This is a genomic window from Cupriavidus necator (assembly GCF_013141915.1).
GTDB lineage: Bacteria > Pseudomonadota > Gammaproteobacteria > Burkholderiales > Burkholderiaceae > Cupriavidus > Cupriavidus necator_B.
Window position 1 is genome coordinate 1 of sequence record NZ_SROX01000032.1, and the last position, 15,902, is coordinate 15,902.

General features: G+C 69.3%; 13 protein-coding genes. All 13 read right to left on the reverse strand.

Going from position 1 to position 15,902, the window contains the following annotated elements; all coding sequences use genetic code 11:
- Positions 1 to 125: 125 nt before the first annotated feature.
- Positions 126 to 1,604 (reverse strand): dihydrolipoyl dehydrogenase family protein, encoded by a 1,479-nt coding sequence (locus E5S69_RS31575; RefSeq protein ID WP_171518251.1) that lies wholly within the window; start codon positions 1,602 to 1,604, stop codon positions 126 to 128.
- Positions 1,605 to 1,670: 66 nt separating this feature from the next.
- Complete coding sequence (locus E5S69_RS31580) at positions 1,671 to 2,567, reverse strand: patatin-like phospholipase family protein (protein ID WP_171518252.1); 897 nt, start codon at positions 2,565 to 2,567, stop codon at positions 1,671 to 1,673.
- 15 nt (positions 2,568 to 2,582) lie between these two features.
- The gene (locus E5S69_RS31585) at positions 2,583 to 2,996 is read right to left on the reverse strand and encodes a PaaI family thioesterase (RefSeq protein WP_171518253.1); all 414 of its coding nucleotides are present in this window, start codon (positions 2,994 to 2,996) and stop codon (positions 2,583 to 2,585) included.
- Positions 2,997 to 3,046: 50 nt separating this feature from the next.
- Entirely contained in the window at positions 3,047 to 4,105 is a 1,059-nt protein-coding gene (locus tag E5S69_RS31590; protein WP_171518254.1) for an AbrB family transcriptional regulator, read from the reverse strand.
- A gap of 112 nt (positions 4,106 to 4,217) precedes the next feature.
- A complete protein-coding gene (locus E5S69_RS31595; protein WP_171518255.1) occupies positions 4,218 to 5,732 on the reverse strand; it encodes a tripartite tricarboxylate transporter permease in 1,515 nt (504 codons plus the stop codon).
- Between the two features lie 25 nt (positions 5,733 to 5,757).
- Positions 5,758 to 6,231 carry a tripartite tricarboxylate transporter TctB family protein gene (locus tag E5S69_RS31600; protein ID WP_171518256.1) on the reverse strand — a complete coding sequence of 158 codons (474 nt, stop codon included), beginning with the start codon at positions 6,229 to 6,231 and terminating at the stop codon, positions 5,758 to 5,760.
- A 228-nt stretch (positions 6,232 to 6,459) separates the two neighbouring features.
- Complete coding sequence (locus E5S69_RS31605) at positions 6,460 to 7,428, reverse strand: Bug family tripartite tricarboxylate transporter substrate binding protein (protein ID WP_171518257.1); 969 nt, start codon at positions 7,426 to 7,428, stop codon at positions 6,460 to 6,462.
- Positions 7,429 to 7,853: 425 nt separating this feature from the next.
- The gene (locus E5S69_RS31610) at positions 7,854 to 8,690 is read right to left on the reverse strand and encodes a ChaN family lipoprotein (RefSeq protein WP_171518258.1); all 837 of its coding nucleotides are present in this window, start codon (positions 8,688 to 8,690) and stop codon (positions 7,854 to 7,856) included.
- A gap of 13 nt (positions 8,691 to 8,703) precedes the next feature.
- Positions 8,704 to 9,048 carry a DUF2149 domain-containing protein gene (locus tag E5S69_RS31615; RefSeq protein ID WP_171518259.1) on the reverse strand — a complete coding sequence of 115 codons (345 nt, stop codon included), beginning with the start codon at positions 9,046 to 9,048 and terminating at the stop codon, positions 8,704 to 8,706.
- The gene (locus tag E5S69_RS31620; protein WP_236901496.1) at positions 9,045 to 9,554 is read right to left on the reverse strand and encodes a MotA/TolQ/ExbB proton channel family protein; all 510 of its coding nucleotides are present in this window, start codon (positions 9,552 to 9,554) and stop codon (positions 9,045 to 9,047) included. Before E5S69_RS31620 ends, E5S69_RS31615 begins: the two co-directional genes overlap by 4 nt.
- Positions 9,555 to 9,593: 39 nt before the next feature.
- Positions 9,594 to 9,755 (reverse strand): hypothetical protein, encoded by a 162-nt coding sequence (locus E5S69_RS31625; RefSeq protein WP_171518260.1) that lies wholly within the window; start codon positions 9,753 to 9,755, stop codon positions 9,594 to 9,596.
- A gap of 138 nt (positions 9,756 to 9,893) precedes the next feature.
- Positions 9,894 to 13,586, reverse strand: coding sequence for a cobaltochelatase subunit CobN (gene cobN, locus E5S69_RS31630; RefSeq protein WP_171518261.1), 3,693 nt, complete (start codon positions 13,584 to 13,586; stop codon positions 9,894 to 9,896).
- A gap of 25 nt (positions 13,587 to 13,611) precedes the next feature.
- A complete protein-coding gene (locus E5S69_RS31635; protein ID WP_171518262.1) occupies positions 13,612 to 15,891 on the reverse strand; it encodes a TonB-dependent hemoglobin/transferrin/lactoferrin family receptor in 2,280 nt (759 codons plus the stop codon).
- Positions 15,892 to 15,902 lie beyond the last annotated feature (11 nt).

Here is a 15,902-nt window from a genome sequence, read left to right on the forward strand (position 1 = left end):
AGGCGACGCGTTTTTCTGCTTACTCTTTTGTCGCTCGGACAAAAGAGTAAGTCGCCGGCTGCGCCGGCGAAACAGCCACGCCCGCCAAGGACGACACCCTGTCGTAGTCCCTTCCAATCCAAACCCTACCCAAACAACTCCTCCGCCACCGACGGATGCACCTGCACCGTAGTCTGCAGATGCGACTCCCGCACCCCCAGCCTTAGCGCCACCGCCAGGGTCTGCACGATCTCCGGCGCGGCGTTGTCCATCAGATGGGCGCCCAGCACGCGCCCGCTGCGCGCATTGAGCACCAGCTTGAAGACCGACTGGTGCGGCGTGCCCGCAAAGCGGTGCTCCAGCGAGACAAAGCGCTTGACCACGGTGCGGATACGCTCGGGCTTGCCGGCCGCCTCGATGGCCTGGGCTTCGGTCAATCCCACCGACCCGATGGCAGGCTCGCAGAACACCGCGGTGGGCACGAAGTCGAAATCGGCGCGTTCACCGCGCCGCCCGAACAGGCGGTCGGCCAGCCAGCGGCCCTGCGCGGTGGCCACCGGGGTCAGGTGCAGCCCGTCGATGGCATCGCCCAGCGCATAGACGCTGCGCACGCTGCTGCGGAACTGGCGGTCGACGCGGATGCCGCCCCGCTCGCCGAACGCCACGCCCAATGCGTCCAGCCCGAGGCCGTCCACATTGGAAATGCGCCCGATCGCCGCCAGCGCCGCCTGGGCGCGCACCGACTCGGTCTGGCCGGGACGCCCGTTCGGCCGGTAGCACACCTCCAACGCCCCGTTGGCCTGGCTCAGCAGGTTCACCTCGGCGTTCAGGTGCAGGCGCACGCCGCGCGCGCTCAGCGCGTCGGCCAGCGAGCTGGAGATATCGTGGTCGAAATGCGGCAGCAGCCGGTCGCCGGCGACGATCAGGTCGACCTTGACGCCGTAGCGCGACAGGATCGAAGCCTGTTCCACGCCGATATAGCCGCCGCCGATGACCGCGACCGACGCGGGCAGGCTCTGCCAGGTGAAGACGTCGTCGGAGCTTGCGGCCAGGTCGCCGCCGGGCACGTCGAGCGTGCGCGGCCGGGCCCCGGTGGCGATCAGGATGCGGCGCGCATGAATGGTCTCGTCGCCGACGCAGACTTCCTCCGGGCCGGTGACCCGTGCCTCGCCGCGCAGGACCTCCACGCCGGACTCGGTCAGGCGCTGGGTGTAGCCCACGTTCAGCCGCGCGACCTCGGCGTTGACGCGCACGATGGCGTCGCGCCAGTCCTCGTGGCCGCCGGTGTGCGACAGGCAGCCCGACAGGATCGCCGACCACGACGCGCCGTAGGACAGCATCTTCTTGGGCACGCAGCCGCGGTTGACGCAGGTGCCGCCGATGGCGTCGCGCTCGACCAGGATCACGCGCGCGCCGTGCGCCGCGGCGCGCCGCGCGCAGGCCACGCCGCCGGAGCCGCCGCCGATCACCACCAGGTCGGCCTCGCGCACCTTGTCGTTGCGCCGTGTGCGGCCGCTGCGCGCGCGCGGCACCTGCTGTACCGGCGGCGCCGCGCTGACCTCGCGGGCGCGCCGCGGCGCCCTGGCCTCCGGCGTTGTGGAAAGCGGTGTCTGGCGTTTGGTCATCCATGCCTCCTGTCGCGGCACGCGGCCGCATCGACAATCATCAGGCCAGCGCCGGCAAGACGGAAACTAGGCAGCGGGCCGCAGTTCGGTATTCAGGATCGACGGCCACTCGCGCAGGAAAGTTTCCCCGTCGCGGCGGCCAAGTTCATAGGCGTGCGTCATGGCCTCGGGCCGGGTGTAGTCCCAGCTCGAGATCGGCACGCGCTGCGAAGGCTGCAGGTACAGGCGGCGCTGGCCGTCCTGCTCCAGCACGAAACGGCGCGGACGCGGGTACAGCCGCGTGACCAGCACCAGCACATTGCCGGGCGCGGCATCGAGCGCATCGACCGGCACGTTGTCGACCAGCCCGCCGTCCAGCACCGGGCGGCCGTCGCGGCGCAGCACCGGCGTAAAGGGCGGCGTCGATGCCGACTGCAGCAGCAGGTCGGCCAGCTGGTCGGGCGAGGCGCAGTCCTGCGCGCGCACGAACTCGGGGCGGAAACCCAGCTTGCGCCCCAGCCGCGGGTGCAGCGTCTTGAGCACGTGCTTGTCGATGTTGTAGGCCAGCAGCCCGGCGGCCACCGCCAGGCGCGGGCCGCTCCAGCGCGGGATATGCGCGACGCCAATGCGGATCTCGGGCGCCTGCTGCAGGTGCGCGAGGCGCCCATCGGCAAAGATGGTCAACAGCGCGGTGCGATAGATGCCGTAGTGCGGGAACACGCGCTCGTTGCGCAACAGGTTGCCCCAGTAGGCATTGCGGCGGTTATTGGCCAGCACCGCGCGGTAGTAGTCCATGGTCTGGTGCGAATCGTGCGCATAGACCATGCAGGCGGTGGCCGCGCCGGCCGAAATCGCGGCGATCACGCGCGGACGCAGTTGCAGTGCCGGCGCAACCGTATCCCACCAGCCTGCCTGCCACCAGCAGCGGTTGCCGCCGCCGGCGAAGACGACCTGGTCGAAGGGGTTGGCGTAACCGGAAGGCATGAAATCGGCAACGCCTCAGAGCAGCGCGTAGGTGGTGGTGGCCTGCACCGCCAGCTTGCCGTCGGTGCCGGTCAGCTCGATCTCGCCGAACACCACGGTCTTGCCCAGGCGCAGCACGTTGGCGCGCACCAGCACGTCGCCGTCGATCACCGGACGCATGAAGTTGGTGGTCAGCGAGACCGTGGTCATCGGCCGGAACGCACCCAGGGAGCTGGCCACGGCGACGATCATCGCGGTATCGGCGGCCGACATCAGCACCTGGCCGCAGACCACGCCGCCCGCATGGCGGAACGATTCGCTGAAGGGCAGGCGCAGCGTCACGCCTTGCGCATCGACGGCTTCGGCGCGCAGGCCGAGCTGGCGTACCCATGGCGCCAGCACGCGCTCGAGCGTGGCGTCGATGTCGGCAAGGGTCAGGGCTTCGGGCATGGCGCTCCTGGTTCTGGCTCGCCGCACCATAGTGGTCCGGTGGCGGACCGCTATTCTGTCTCCTCCGGCGCGACGCGATGTTTGAGGCAATGATACAGGGGCCCGGTGGCCAGCACCACGAACGCCATCCGGATCACGTGGAAAGCGGTCACCAGCGGCACCCCGACCTCCAGCACCTTGGCGGTGATGCACATCTCGGCGATGCCGCCCGGGGTGGTGCCCAGGATCACCGTGGCCGGGTGCGCGCCCGACAGCGCCGACAAGCCCCAGCCGAACAGCGCCGACACCACCAGCGCCAGCACCGTGTACAGCGCCACGCCGGAGAGGAAACGCGGCGCGGTATGCAGGAACTCGCGCGAGAAGCGCACGCCCAGCGAGACCCCGATCAGCAACTGGCCGCCCCGGCTCATCCAGGTGGGGATGGCCGACAGCTCGATGCCGGAGGCGGTCAGCAGCGCCGCCGCCAGCAGCGTGCCGATCACGAACGGGTTGGGCAGGTTCAGCCGCTTCACCAGCAGGGCCACGCTCAGCGTGATCGCCACCAGCGCCACCAGCCCCGGCGCGCTGACCACGCGCGGGCCGGGAATATACGGGTCGAGCCCGTGGATGCCGCCGTACTGGAAGATCGCCGGCACCGTCACCACCACCATCAGCACCCGCAGCGAATGCGCGGCCGCCACCTGGTCGATGCGCGCGCCATTGCGCTCGGCGAGGTTGGCCATCTCCGAGGCACCGCCGATGGCGGTGGAAAAGAAAGCGGTCTTGAAGGCGACGCCGGTGGTCCGCCGCAGCAGCAGCGCGCCGCCCGCGCCCAGCGCCAGCGCGAACAGCGACGCGGCGACGATGTACGGGAGGTAGGCCACCAGCCGCGCCACCACGTCCGGCGTGAAATACAGCCCGAGCGAGGCACCGATCACCCATTGGCCGGCATTGCGCGCCTGCGCCGGCGCGCGCAGGTCGGCGCCGGCCATGCGCGCGGCGGCGACGGCCAGCAGCGGGCCGATCATCCACGGCAGCGGCGTATGCAGCAGGGTGCAGAGCAGGGCGGCGGCCAGCCCCAGTGCCAGCGTGGGCACCGCGGCCAGCCAGCGGTTGGCGGCAAAAGGCATCGGTCAGCGGCCTGGCGCGGGCGCCGGCGCTTGTTGTTTTTGACGGTGGAAAGCAAGAGGCCCGCGCGCGCTGGCGCCGGGCCCCGGAGAGACTACCGCATGCTAACGCGTATCACGCGGCGTTGTCAGCCTGCGCATGCGCGCTGCCGCGCGCGGCGTGCCAGCGCAGCAGCCGCGGGATCACCACCACGGCGACGGTCAGCGCCAGGATGGTGGCCGAGATCGGCTGGCGCACGAACAGGCTCCAGTCGCCCTGGCCGATCGACAGCGCATTGCGCAGCTGCTTCTCCGCCATCGGCCCGAGAATCATGCCGACGATCACCGGCGCGGTGGGGAAGTCGAAGCGGCGCATCACCATGCCCAGCAGGCCGACCACGAACAGCAGCAGCAGGTCGAACCACGACTGGCGGATGCCGTACGCGCCCAGCCCCGCAAAGATCAGGATGCCGCCGTACAGCAGCGGCGTCGGCACGCGCAGCATGCGCACCCACAGGCCGATTGCCGGCAGGTTCAGCACCAGCAGCATCACGTTGCCGATATACAGCGACGCCAGCAGGCCCCACACCAGGTCGCCCGAGGTCTGGAACAGCATCGGGCCCGGCTGCAGGTTGTAGTTCTGGAACGCGGCCAGCAGGATCGCGGTGGTGTTGGAGGTGGGGATGCCCAGCGTCAGCAGCGGCGCCAGCGTCGCGGTCACGGCGGCGTTGTTGGCCGCTTCGGGGCCGGCCACGCCTTCGATCGCGCCGACCTTGCCGAATTCGTCCTTGTGGTTCGACAGCTTCTTCTCGGTGGCGTACGACAGGAAAGTCGGGATCTCGGCGCCGCCTGCCGGGATCAGCCCGAACGGGAAGCCGATGAAGGTGCCGCGGATCCACGCCGGGATCGAGCGCTTCCAGTCCGACTTGTTCATGTGGACCGAGCTGAGCTTGTTGAAGGTGCCCTCCGGCTGCGGGAAGAACGCGTTGAACAGCGCCTCGCCCACCGCGAACAGGCCCACCGCCACCACCACGATGTCGATGCCGTCATACAGCTCCTGCACGTTCATCGAATAGCGGGTCTGGCCCGACAACGAGTCCATGCCGATCAGGCCGATACCCAGGCCCAGGAACAATGCCGTCATGCCGCGCAGCAGCGACGAGCCCAGCACCGCCGACACCGTGGTGAAAGCCAGCACCATGATCATGAAATACTCGCCCGGCCCGAATTGCAGCGCCACGTCGGCGGCCACCGGCGCGAACATCGACAGCAGCACGGTGGCGACCGTGCCAGCGACGAACGAGCCGATCGCCGCGGTGGCCAGCGCCGGGCCGGCACGCCCGTGCTTGGCCATCAGGTTGCCCTCCATGGCCGTGACCATGGTGGAGGACTCGCCCGGCGTGTTCATCAGGATCGAGGTGGTCGAGCCGCCGTACATCGCGCCGTAGTAGATGCCGGCAAACATGATCAGCGCCGCGGTGGGCTCCACCTTGGCGGTCAGCGGCAGCAGCATCGCCACCGTCAGCGCGGGGCCGATGCCCGGCAGCACGCCGATGGCGGTGCCAAGGAAGCAGCCCACCAGGGCCCACATCAGGTTGATCGGCGTGATCGCGACGGCAAAGCCGTGCATCAGCAGGTTCAGGGTATCCATGCGTAGCTCCTTGCAGGCAGGCGGCTCAGAAGCCGGCGATGGGCAGCAGCGGCAGGTTGATGCCGAGCAGGAATTCAAACAGCGCCCACATCGGCACCGTGATGCACAGCCCGATGATCGCGTCGCGCACGATGCGGCGGCTGCCGTAGCCGCGCGCCACGCAGACCATCAGCAGCGTCGAAGAGAACACGAAGCCGAGCGTGCCGATCAGCGCCATGTTCAGCACCAGGCCGGCCGCGACCCACAGGAAGCCGCCGAAGTTGTGCGGGGCCGCGGGCAGCTCGGCGTCTTCTTCCGGCATGTTGCGGAAACCGCCGCGCACGCCCTGCCACGACAGCAGCGCGCCGCACACCGCCAGGCCGATGGCCACCAGCGTGGGCACGAAGCGCGGCGACAGGCCGGCATAGCCCTCGTCGCCCGAGATGCCGGACAGCCCGAGGAAGAAGAACAGCGAGAGCGCCAGCACGGCAATGCCGATGGCGAGGTGCGAGGGTTTCATGGAGGCTCCTTGGCCTTTGTCGCCAGCGCGGGGCGCTGGCGTCCGCGACGCTGGATGATGCAGCCCGCGCGGCGGCGGGGCCCGGCGACATGTGTTGTTGTCTTCGGTATCGCAGGTGGACACCGGGCCCCGCGCCGTGTTTCCGGCCGCCGGATCACCGGCGGTGTCGGCAGGCACGACAGGTAAAACGGGAGAGATGCGTTAAGGCGGTATGGCGGCCGGACTGTGTTACTTGGCCACGCCCAGGTCCCGCAGCGTCGCGCCCAGACGCGTCGATTCGCTGTCGACGAACTTGCCGAACTCGTCGCCGGTCAGCAGGAACGGGGTCCAGTCGTTCTTCTGCAGCGTGTCCTTCCAGGACTTGCTCTCGGTGGCCTTGACCACGGCGTCGATCATGGCCTTGCGCTGCTCGGGCGTGATGCCGGGCGCGCCGTACACGCCGCGCCAGTTATAGATCTCGACGTTGACGCCTTGCTCCTTCAGCGTCGGGATATCGGCGACACGGTCCTTGGACGTGACCGCCAGCGCGCGCATCTTGCCGCTCTTGATAAAGGGCAGGAACTCCGACACGCCGGCGATGCCCACCGTCACGTGGCCACCCATGATCGAGGCCGAGGCTTCGCCGCCGCCCTGGAACGGTACGTAGTTGACCTTCTTCGGGTCGACGCCGCTCTCCTTGGCGACCAGACCGGCCAGGATATGGTCGATCGAGCCCTTGGAGCCGCCGCCCCAGCTGACGCTGCCCGGGTTGGCCTTCAGTTGCGTGGTCAGGTCCTTGACCGACTTGATCGGCGAGCTGGCCGGCACGGTGATGACCATGGTGTCGGCAAACAGGCGCGCGATCGGCGTGGCGTTCTTCAGCGTGACCGGCGGCTTGTTGGTCTCGATCGCGCCCACCATCACCGCGCCCACCACCATCAGCGCATTCGGGTTGCCCTTGTCGGTATTGACGAACTGGGTCAGCGCAATGGTGCCGCCGGCGCCGCCCTTGTTGTCGTACGAAGCGGTCTTGGCCTGGCCCGCGGCGATCATCGCCGCGCCCAGCGAGCGGCCGGTCTGGTCAAAGCCGCCGCCGGGGTTGGCGCCGATCATGACCTTGACGTTGTCGAGCGCGAAAGCGGGCGCGGCCACGGCAGCGGCGGCAAGAGCGGCGGATGCCATCACGGCATGGGCGAAGCGGGAATAGGTACGGCGCATGGCGGTCTCCTGGTTGTACCGGTGATCGCATGCCACAGAGCTGGCGCCGCGATCCGACCCGGGGGTTCCGGCGGCCACGGCGTTGCGGGACGGGATTTGCGGGCCTTGGCGTGCGCAGCAGCGCGGCGCCGGGCTGGTCTCCTGTCCGGCGCGGCGGGGGCGGGCCGGGACTGTTCTTGGACTTTTGGTCAACATCAGACCGGAACTTCCGGTCATGGGGCGGATTCTAGGCGCGGGAAACTGTCAAAAGGCTGTCAAATGGCGGGAGAAAGGGTTGGGGTTTACGTGGATGGCGGGGTGGGCACGTGGGCGGGCAGGACTTCGTGGGGACGCCGGCCCTCTCCCCCAACTCCTCTCCCGCTTGCGGGAGCGGGGCGGGGGAGAGGGCCGGCGCCTCCATCGCAACCGAACCTGCGCAAGCCACCTCAGCCAGCAGGCTTAGCCTGCAGGCACGGATCCTTGCGCTCGACCGCCGCTACCACCACGGCCATGTCGAACTCGCCCTTGGCCGGCAGGTTTTCCACATAGCCGATGCTCACCGCTTGCGCTGCATCGCCGCCCAGCCAGCGCGGCACGCCGATATCGCGCCGCACATGCCCGTTACCCGCGATCAGCACCGCGCCGCGCCCGGCATAAGGCCGCAACGCCTGCGCCATCACCGCATCGCGCGCGGCCTGTGCCGCCAGCATGCCGGGCAGCATCGCCTTGGGGAAATTGCCGCAGTGTCCGCGATCGAGCACTGCCGTCTGCGCGGCCACCAGGTCCGGCGGCAAGACGTCGCCCAGGCCAAGCTGCTGCCGCTCCGCCATGGAAAACAGCGCCTCCGGCCCGCCGCGCACAACCCTGGCTGCATCGGCGCGCGACAGGTTGGCGGCGACCAGCGGCAGGTCATACCGCAGCGCCAGCGCCACCACCGGCTGGTACAGCGGCCATTGCCAGGCGCCGCCGCCTGCCTGCGCGATCAGGTAGTCGGCATCGCGCGGGCGCTCGCGGCGAGCGCGGTCGATGTCGGCCTGGCGCTCGCGGTCGAACTGCTCCATGGCGATGGCCGGGCGCCAGCCTTGCTCGACCGCGCGCGTCAGCGCCTCCAGCCGCTGCCGCTGGCCGGCGGCGTTGTCGTGCACCTCGCCCAGCAGCACATAGGGCTTGCCGGCGAAGGCGGCGCTGACGGTGGACGGGGCCGGTCCCGGGGCGGCACAGCCGGCGCTCAGCACCGCAACGGCCGCGGCCAGCATGGCGGCTGCATACAAGCGAAATGACATCACGCGGTTTCCTTTATCTCGTTTCCGTAGTCGGCACCGACGCCTGCGGCGGCTGTTCCGGCACATACACCATCGAGCCGTCCTGCATCCGGTACGCCACGCCGGCCTTGATGCCGTCGCCGCTGCCGACCTGGCCGCTGGCCTGGTAACGCACCACCTTCTCACCCTGGCGCGACACGATCTCCATGTCGGGCTTGCCGGGATTCCTGATGATGGTGACGTCATCGTGCGTGAACGGGTTGGCCGGGTTCTGCGCGATCGCCACCAGCAGCGCGGCGATCACCACCAGGAATACGTCGATCAGGTTCACCACCGACAGGATCGGGTCGTCGGCCTCGCTTTCTTCCAGGAACTTCATGCATCGACCTCCCACTGCGGCCGCGACTGACCCAGCCACACCAGTTCCTCGGCCAGCCAGCGGCGGCGCACGTTGACGACCCAGAAGGTAATGCTGGCCGCGATCAGCGCGAGGATCACCGCGGAAAAGGCGATGGTGAGATTCTCGCCCACATTGGCCAGGTTGCCACCGGACAGGCCCTTCAGCGCCGGCCCCATCGGGATCATGGTCGCCACCAGCCCCAGCATCGGCGCCACGCGCGTGGCGATGCGCGGGCGCTCCAGCAAGCGATGCGCGGCGACATCGAGCGCGTCGGCACCGGCCACCTGGTGCTTGCGCGCCCACGCCACCAGCACGTAGCCGCGCCCGCTGCCGATCGGATGGCGCGCCCGCAGCCAGGCCTGCATGGCGAATTCGCCAAGCGCCCAGAAGGCATAGAAGAACAGCAGCGCGATCAGCGCCAGCGTCGGGATCAGGAACAGCTGGCCGACGTCGTACATCAGGGTTTCGAGCAGGGTGGGTGTCATGTCTGGTCTGTTTGAATGCGATGGAGATTCCGGGTTGCTTTAGTGCCGTTCCGGCAGCCAGCTGCCGCCGGCATCGACCGGGCGCCGCCGCGCGCTGAGCGCGCCGCCCGCGATCGCGGCCGCGAGCGCGATGCCGCCCGCCAGCCACGACAGCACCGGCACGATGTCGGCCGCGGGTGGCGTGCGTTCGACCAGCTGCATGCCTTGCACGGGCTGTGGCGGGTTCGGCGCGGGTGCGGGTGCGGGTGCCAGCGCGGCCGGCTGCGGCGGGGTGGACGCCGTACGCGTCGCCGCAGCCGGGGGCTGCAGTCCATACCCCGGCGCGGCAGCGCGGACCTGCTACTCACGATACTGGTTGAAGGCCCGGTTGTGGCTGACGATGTCGTGCCGCTGCGCCAGGTCTTCATAGCGCTGCGCCAGTGTCTGCAGCAGCTTGCTGTCGGCCTTCCAGTAGCCCTTGCGCGCGGCCTCGAGCATGCGTTCGATCACCTGCGCCTGGGCCTGCGGGGCGTGCTGTTCGAACCATGCGTTCAGGCCGAGCTTGTGCTTGTCGTTGACATAGACCTCGGCGAACTCGGTCCACTGGTCGTCGCGCACGATTTCCGGCGAGACCGCGGTCCAGCCCCAGAAGTTGTTGACGGTGTCGAGCACGTTGAGCGCGCCGCTGTAGCCCTCGGCCTTCATGCCTTCGATCCAGCCGGGATGGAAGTAGCGCGTGCGCAGTTCGCTGGCGAGGAAGCCGGCGGCGGTTTCGGTGCGGGCCTGGCTGGCATCGCGCAGGTTCGAGATCAGCAGCTCCGGCGCCTTGCCGGTCAGGTGGCGCACCGCCAGCCCGATGCCGCCGAGGTACTGGAACGGGTCGTCGGTGGTCAGCATGCCGTATAGGTTGGAACTGCGCGCCAGCAGCGCGCCGTCGACACCCTTGAGGTTTTCGGCATACAGGTTGAGCTGCGGCAGCGCCTCGCCCCAGTGCTGTTCGTCCGGACCGTAGGCGTACTGCATGCGCGCGAGATACAGCCGGGCCAGCTTGGCATCGGCCTGGCGGCCGCTGCCGAAGGTATCGGTGGCCATCGCCGCATCGTTCAGGCCGCTGCCGTAGTTGCCCGATTCGCTGGCGAAGATGCGCGTCAGCGCCAGCCCGTCGAGTCGGTCGGCGGGGACGTCGAGCCGGGCGAGACGCTCGCGCACCGCGCGCGTATTGGCGGCGACCACGTTGTCCGGCTCCGGCTGCGCGGCGGCCACCTTGACGGCTTCTGCCAGCCACTTCATCAGGTTGGGGAAGTGGTCGCGGTAAAGGCCGGTCGCCGACAGCACCACGTCCACGCGCGGACGGCCCAGTTCCGCCATGGAAACCGGTTCGACGCCGACGACGCGGCCACCGTCGTCCCATTTCGGCCGCACGCCCAGCGCAGCCATGGCCTGCGCTTCCAGCATGCCCTGGTGACGCATGGTCTCGACGCTCCACAGCGAGAAGGCGAGCTTGTCGGGATAGCGGCCATGGCGCTTGCGCCAGTCGGCGATCATCGCCTCGGCGGCGGCGTGGCCCGCTTTCCACGCTGCGCGGCTGGGCACCTTGGACGGGTCGAAGCCGTACAGGTTGCGCCCGGTCGGCAATGTGTCGGGATTGCGCACCGGATCGCCGCCGGTGCCGGATGGCAGGTGGCGTCCGGCCAGCGCCGTCAGCAGCCCGGCGCTCTCCGGCGTTGCATCGAGGCTGGCATACAGCTGCCGCGCGCGCTGCATGTCTTCGCGCTGGCGCGCATCGGGCAGTTCATCCAGCGAGGCGCCCTCGGCCACGTAGCGGCGCACCATCGCATAGGGCTGCGTCTGTGCCAGCTGCGCGTAGTCGACCGCGAACAGTTCTTCCGGCTCCTCGGGGAACGCGCGCCCGAGCCAGTCCTTGCCCAGCATCGCCATGGTCGTATAGAGCCGCAGCCCTGGGTCCTGCGACTGCCCGAAGGTGTGCAAGCCATACGGCTGCAGCGCACCGCCGAGTTCGTGCAGGCGGACGTGCAGCGCATCGAGGTAGCCGCCGAAATCCGCGCGCGCCCGCGCCGCGGTCCAGCCCATGTCTTCGAACAGGTGCATCGCTGCGCTGCGCGACAGGATCTGCTGGCGGATGGTGTCCTTCACCGCGCCTTCGTCCTGCTGCAGGTATGCGTGCAACTGGTCATGCAGCGATACCAGGTCGGTATGCAGGCCTGCGGGCCGGAACGGCGGCGTCTGGTGGCTGACGATCACCGCGCGGCCGCGGCGCTTGGCCTGGATCGCTTCGCCGACGTCGTCGACGATATACGGGTAGATCACCGGCACGCTGCCCAGCACCAGGTAGGGCTGGTCGGTGACCGACAGGCCGCGCTCCTTGCCCGGGGTCCATTCCTGCGTGCCGTGGGTGCCGTAGTGGACCAGTGCGTCGCGATCCTGCCGCGCCCACAGGTAGGCCGCCATGTAGAAGTGGTTCAGCGGCGTGGTGGTGGCGTGGTACAGCGCCTTCTCGTCCGCTTCATTGCGCTCGCCGCGCGGCGGCACCGGCATCAGCGCCACATTGCCGAGCTGCAGCCGCGGGATCACGAAGCCGGCCTCGCCATGGTGCGTGGTGGCCATCGCCGATTGCTCCGGGCTGCCCCAGCGCTGCGCCACCGCGGCGCGCAATGCGGGAGGCTGGGCGTCGTACCAGCGGCGGTATTGCGTCATCGGCATCCACACCGCGAGGTCGGCATCGAGCAAGGGCTCCAGCCTGCCGCTGCGATAGAAAGGCGCCAGCAACGCGCCAAGGTCGCGCTGCAGCCGCGCTTCGCTTGCGGCCTCGGTGGTGTAGCCCGCAGCCCGCAGCGCCGCCAGCGTGCCGGCGAGGCTCCGGGGCAGGTTCAGGAACGACGCCGACAGGTTCTTCTCGCCGGCCGGATAGTTGTAGTACAGGACGGCCACGCGCTTGTCGGCGTTGGGCAGGTGCCGCAGCCGTGCCAGCGCCAGCGCCTTGTCCGCGACCGCATCGAGCTGCGCCGGCAGGCCGACGATGGCGCCGTCGCCCTTGTCGGTGGCGGCAGCCACGATGGGATCGATCACGCCCGCCAGTTCGGGCTGCACCAGGTAGAACGGCGTATCGGTCAGGCTGATGCCGTGCGGGTCGTCCTGCCACGCCTGCGCATCGCCCTTGCGATAGGGAATGACCTGCAGCACCGGCACATCGAGTTGCTCGAACTCGGCCTTGCGGCCGTGCGGGTTCAGCATGATCTGGGCGTTGATCAGCACATCGACCAGCCGCTTGCCGGCGGGCATGGCCATGCGCGTCATGCCGTCGGCGTCCATCACCGGGCCGTAGAACGCCAGCACGCGCGCGTGGCGCGCTTCGAGGCGGCCGATCAGGTCGTCGATCAAGGCGCTATCAAGGCCCGACACATAGGCCTGGTGGATGGCGACGCCGATCACCGGGCCGCTGCTGCCCGAGGCCGCCAGCGCTTCCTGCGGCGAGGTAGTAATCACGCCGGCGAGCCTGGGGTGGTAGTAGCCCGCCTTGGGGAATACCACGGGCGCCGGGATGGCATCGCCGTCGGCCTCCGCGCCGTGCAGGCGGAACTGCCGTGCCGCGAGCGTGCGCATCATCGCGCCGAAGTTGCCGCGGCCACCGTTGACGTAGTACGCCTGCAATTGGGCGGCGAGCTTGTCGTCGACGCCATGCGCTTCATAGCGATCGGTAGCGATCAGCATGCGCGGCACGCGCGCCTCGCGCCACAGCGGGCCGAGGCGCTGCAGCATCGCGGTGACGATATGGTCGCGCGGCGCATCGACGATCAGCAGGTCGGCGTCGTGGATAAACGGCGCGACCGCCTGCGCCGGCATCCGCTCCAGGTACTGCGCCTCCAGCGTCATGCCTTGCGCCTGCGCCAGTTCGCGCAGCGGGCCGAACTTGCCCGCGGGCACCGGCGCGCTGGTCAGGATGGCGATACGCGGCGCGGCCTGGGCCGCGCCGATCCACACCAGCAGGCACAGCAGCGTGCAGAGCCAGCGGCGGGTCAGGGTGAGTGGCAACATGCGAACCTCCTTGCGCCGATGCCGCTCAGAACGACAGCTTCAGGCTGGCGGCGAAGGTGCGGCCCGGCTGCGTGTAGAAATCCACGCCGGGCTCGGTCGCCGCAACACCGGTCTGGCGCACGTCGCCCCACAGCCAGTACTTCTTGTCGAACAGGTTGTTCACCGACAGCGCGAGGCTGACATAGCGGCTGAAGCGCCACCACGCCTGCAGGTCGACCACGCCGTAGCCGGCCGGCTTGAAGTAGGTGAACGACGAATCGTCGGTGCGGGTCACCGGCCGCGCGCCGCGCCAGCGGATCGCCGCGCCCTGGCCCTGCACGCGCTCCCACGTTACCCCGGCGCTGGCGCGCAGCGGCGAGACGCTGTTCAGCGCCTGGCCGGTCTGCTCGTTGTTGCCGTGCGCGTACGCCACCGCGCCATCGATGCGCCATTGCGGCAGGAAGCGCCACACGCCGCGCCATTCGGCGCCGTAGATGCGCACGCTGGTCTGGTTGCGGTACTGGTAGGTCGCGCGCAGGCCGGGCAGGCAGGCGGGATCGGACGGGCAGGTCAGCTGTACCTGTTCGATGAAGTCGCGGTAGCGGTTGTCGAACAGCGCCACGCTGGTCTGCACGTTGTCGCTGGTGTAGCGCGCGCCGAGCTCGAACGAGCGGCTCTTCTCCGGATCCAGGTCGGCATTCGGCGCGGCGCCGTAGCCTTGCACCGGGTTGCGGAAGCTGCCGTTGACTTCCTGGTAGTTGGGCGCGCGGTAGCCGAACACGTACTGCGCCCACAGGTTGACGCGGTCGCTCGCCTGCCACAGCGCCGACAGCTTGGGCGACAGGTGCGAATCGCTCTTGCTGACCGCCGGACGGCCGCCGGCACTGTTGTAGACCAGGTCGTCGCCATCGGGCGACAGCGCGTAATGGTCGAAGCGCAGGCCCGGCGTCAGCGTGAAGCGGCCATCGAAGAAGCGCATCTCGTCCTGCGCGAACAGGCCGGTCTGGCGCGTTTCGCCGGTGGGGAAGTCATGGATCGGGAAATTCTCGCCCGCGAGCGACCGGGTGGTGGTGCCGGTGGTCAGGTTGCTCACGGTGCCATCGCGCGATTCCGACGAGCGCACGCGCATGAAATCCAGGCCGCCGACCAGCCGGTGCGCGACGCCACCGGTGGCAAACGACTTGTCGCCCTGCAGGCTGAAGCCGGTCTGCTCCTGCTTGAAGGCAAAGCCGAGCGAGACGTTGCACAGGCTGGTGCCGCGCGTGGTGGCCGAGCAGCCGGTGCTGGTGTTGCTGCGTACCTGGTTGGTCAGCGTGGTGGTCTCGGACTCCTGGTAGTAGACCTGCGCGGCCAGGCGGTCAAGCACGCCGCTGGCCGGCTTCCATACGTAGTCCAGGCTGACGCGGTCGCGGCTCAGGTCTTCATTGCCATTGGCGGCCGTGACCCGCGGCAGCGCCGTGGACAAGCGCAGCAGGTCGGTGTCGGTGTTGCCGTCGCGATGCTCGTAGGTGAACCTGAACTGGTGCGCCGGGCTGGCGTTGAGCAGGAGCTTGCCGAGCCAGGCCTGCGTGCGCACGTCCTGCGGGTTGGGCCGGGTGCGGTTGACCGAGTTGGAATCGTCGCTGCCCAGGTTCTTCATTTCGTGCGCGTTGCGGTTCGCGTACATGAAGAGGCCCTGGAGGGTCTCGCTGCCGCCGGCCACGCCCGCGCTCTGGCCGAAGCCGTTGTCGATGCCGTTCCAGTTCAGCCCAAGCTCACCGCCGACCGTGCGGCCCTGCATCAGATCCGAGGGATCCTTGGTCGCGTACGCCACCACGCCGCCGATCGCGTCCGAGCCATACAGGCTCGACGCCGGCCCGCGCAGCACTTCGACGCGCTTCAGGAACGAGAACTCCGGTGCATCGCGGGTCGAACTGGAGATGTTCGACGGGCCGCCGCCGTTGAAGAAATCCGGCAGGCGCACGCCGTCGACCATCTGCAACACGCGGTTGTCCTCGATGCCGCGGATATTGATGCTGCCCGCGCCAAAACGGCGGCGGTCGCGCGGCACGTCGATATCCGGCTCGTCGGCGAACAGGCCGGCCTCGTCGACCGGCTGCGCGCGCTGGATCTGGCGCGCATCGCGCGTGGTGATGGTGGAGGCGACCGCATCGGCGCGCTCTTCGGTGCGGGTGGCGGTGACCACCACCTCATTCAGCGCAGCCAGCGTGGTGGCGTTGCCCGCGCCATCGTCGGCAAGCGCTGGCGAACCCAGCGCCGCGCACACGGCGGCAACTGGCGTGACCCGGACGGAGGCGCAAAGGCGCGCCAGACAGCGACGTTTCATGGATTCTCCCC

Coding starts and splice junctions, on each gene's coding strand:
- E5S69_RS31575 (WP_171518251.1), bottom strand. CDS start 1,604: ATGACCAAACGCCAGACACCGCTTTCCACAACGCCGGAGGCCAGGGCG.
- E5S69_RS31580 (WP_171518252.1), bottom strand. CDS start 2,567: ATGCCTTCCGGTTACGCCAACCCCTTCGACCAGGTCGTCTTCGCCGGC.
- E5S69_RS31585 (WP_171518253.1), bottom strand. CDS start 2,996: ATGCCCGAAGCCCTGACCCTTGCCGACATCGACGCCACGCTCGAGCGC.
- E5S69_RS31590 (WP_171518254.1), bottom strand. CDS start 4,105: ATGCCTTTTGCCGCCAACCGCTGGCTGGCCGCGGTGCCCACGCTGGCA.
- E5S69_RS31595 (WP_171518255.1), bottom strand. CDS start 5,732: ATGGATACCCTGAACCTGCTGATGCACGGCTTTGCCGTCGCGATCACG.
- E5S69_RS31600 (WP_171518256.1), bottom strand. CDS start 6,231: ATGAAACCCTCGCACCTCGCCATCGGCATTGCCGTGCTGGCGCTCTCG.
- E5S69_RS31605 (WP_171518257.1), bottom strand. CDS start 7,428: ATGCGCCGTACCTATTCCCGCTTCGCCCATGCCGTGATGGCATCCGCC.
- E5S69_RS31610 (WP_171518258.1), bottom strand. CDS start 8,690: ATGTCATTTCGCTTGTATGCAGCCGCCATGCTGGCCGCGGCCGTTGCG.
- E5S69_RS31615 (WP_171518259.1), bottom strand. CDS start 9,048: ATGAAGTTCCTGGAAGAAAGCGAGGCCGACGACCCGATCCTGTCGGTG.
- E5S69_RS31620 (WP_236901496.1), bottom strand. CDS start 9,554: ATGACACCCACCCTGCTCGAAACCCTGATGTACGACGTCGGCCAGCTG.
- E5S69_RS31625 (WP_171518260.1), bottom strand. CDS start 9,755: ATGCAGCTGGTCGAACGCACGCCACCCGCGGCCGACATCGTGCCGGTG.
- cobN (WP_171518261.1), bottom strand. CDS start 13,586: ATGTTGCCACTCACCCTGACCCGCCGCTGGCTCTGCACGCTGCTGTGC.
- E5S69_RS31635 (WP_171518262.1), bottom strand. CDS start 15,891: ATGAAACGTCGCTGTCTGGCGCGCCTTTGCGCCTCCGTCCGGGTCACG.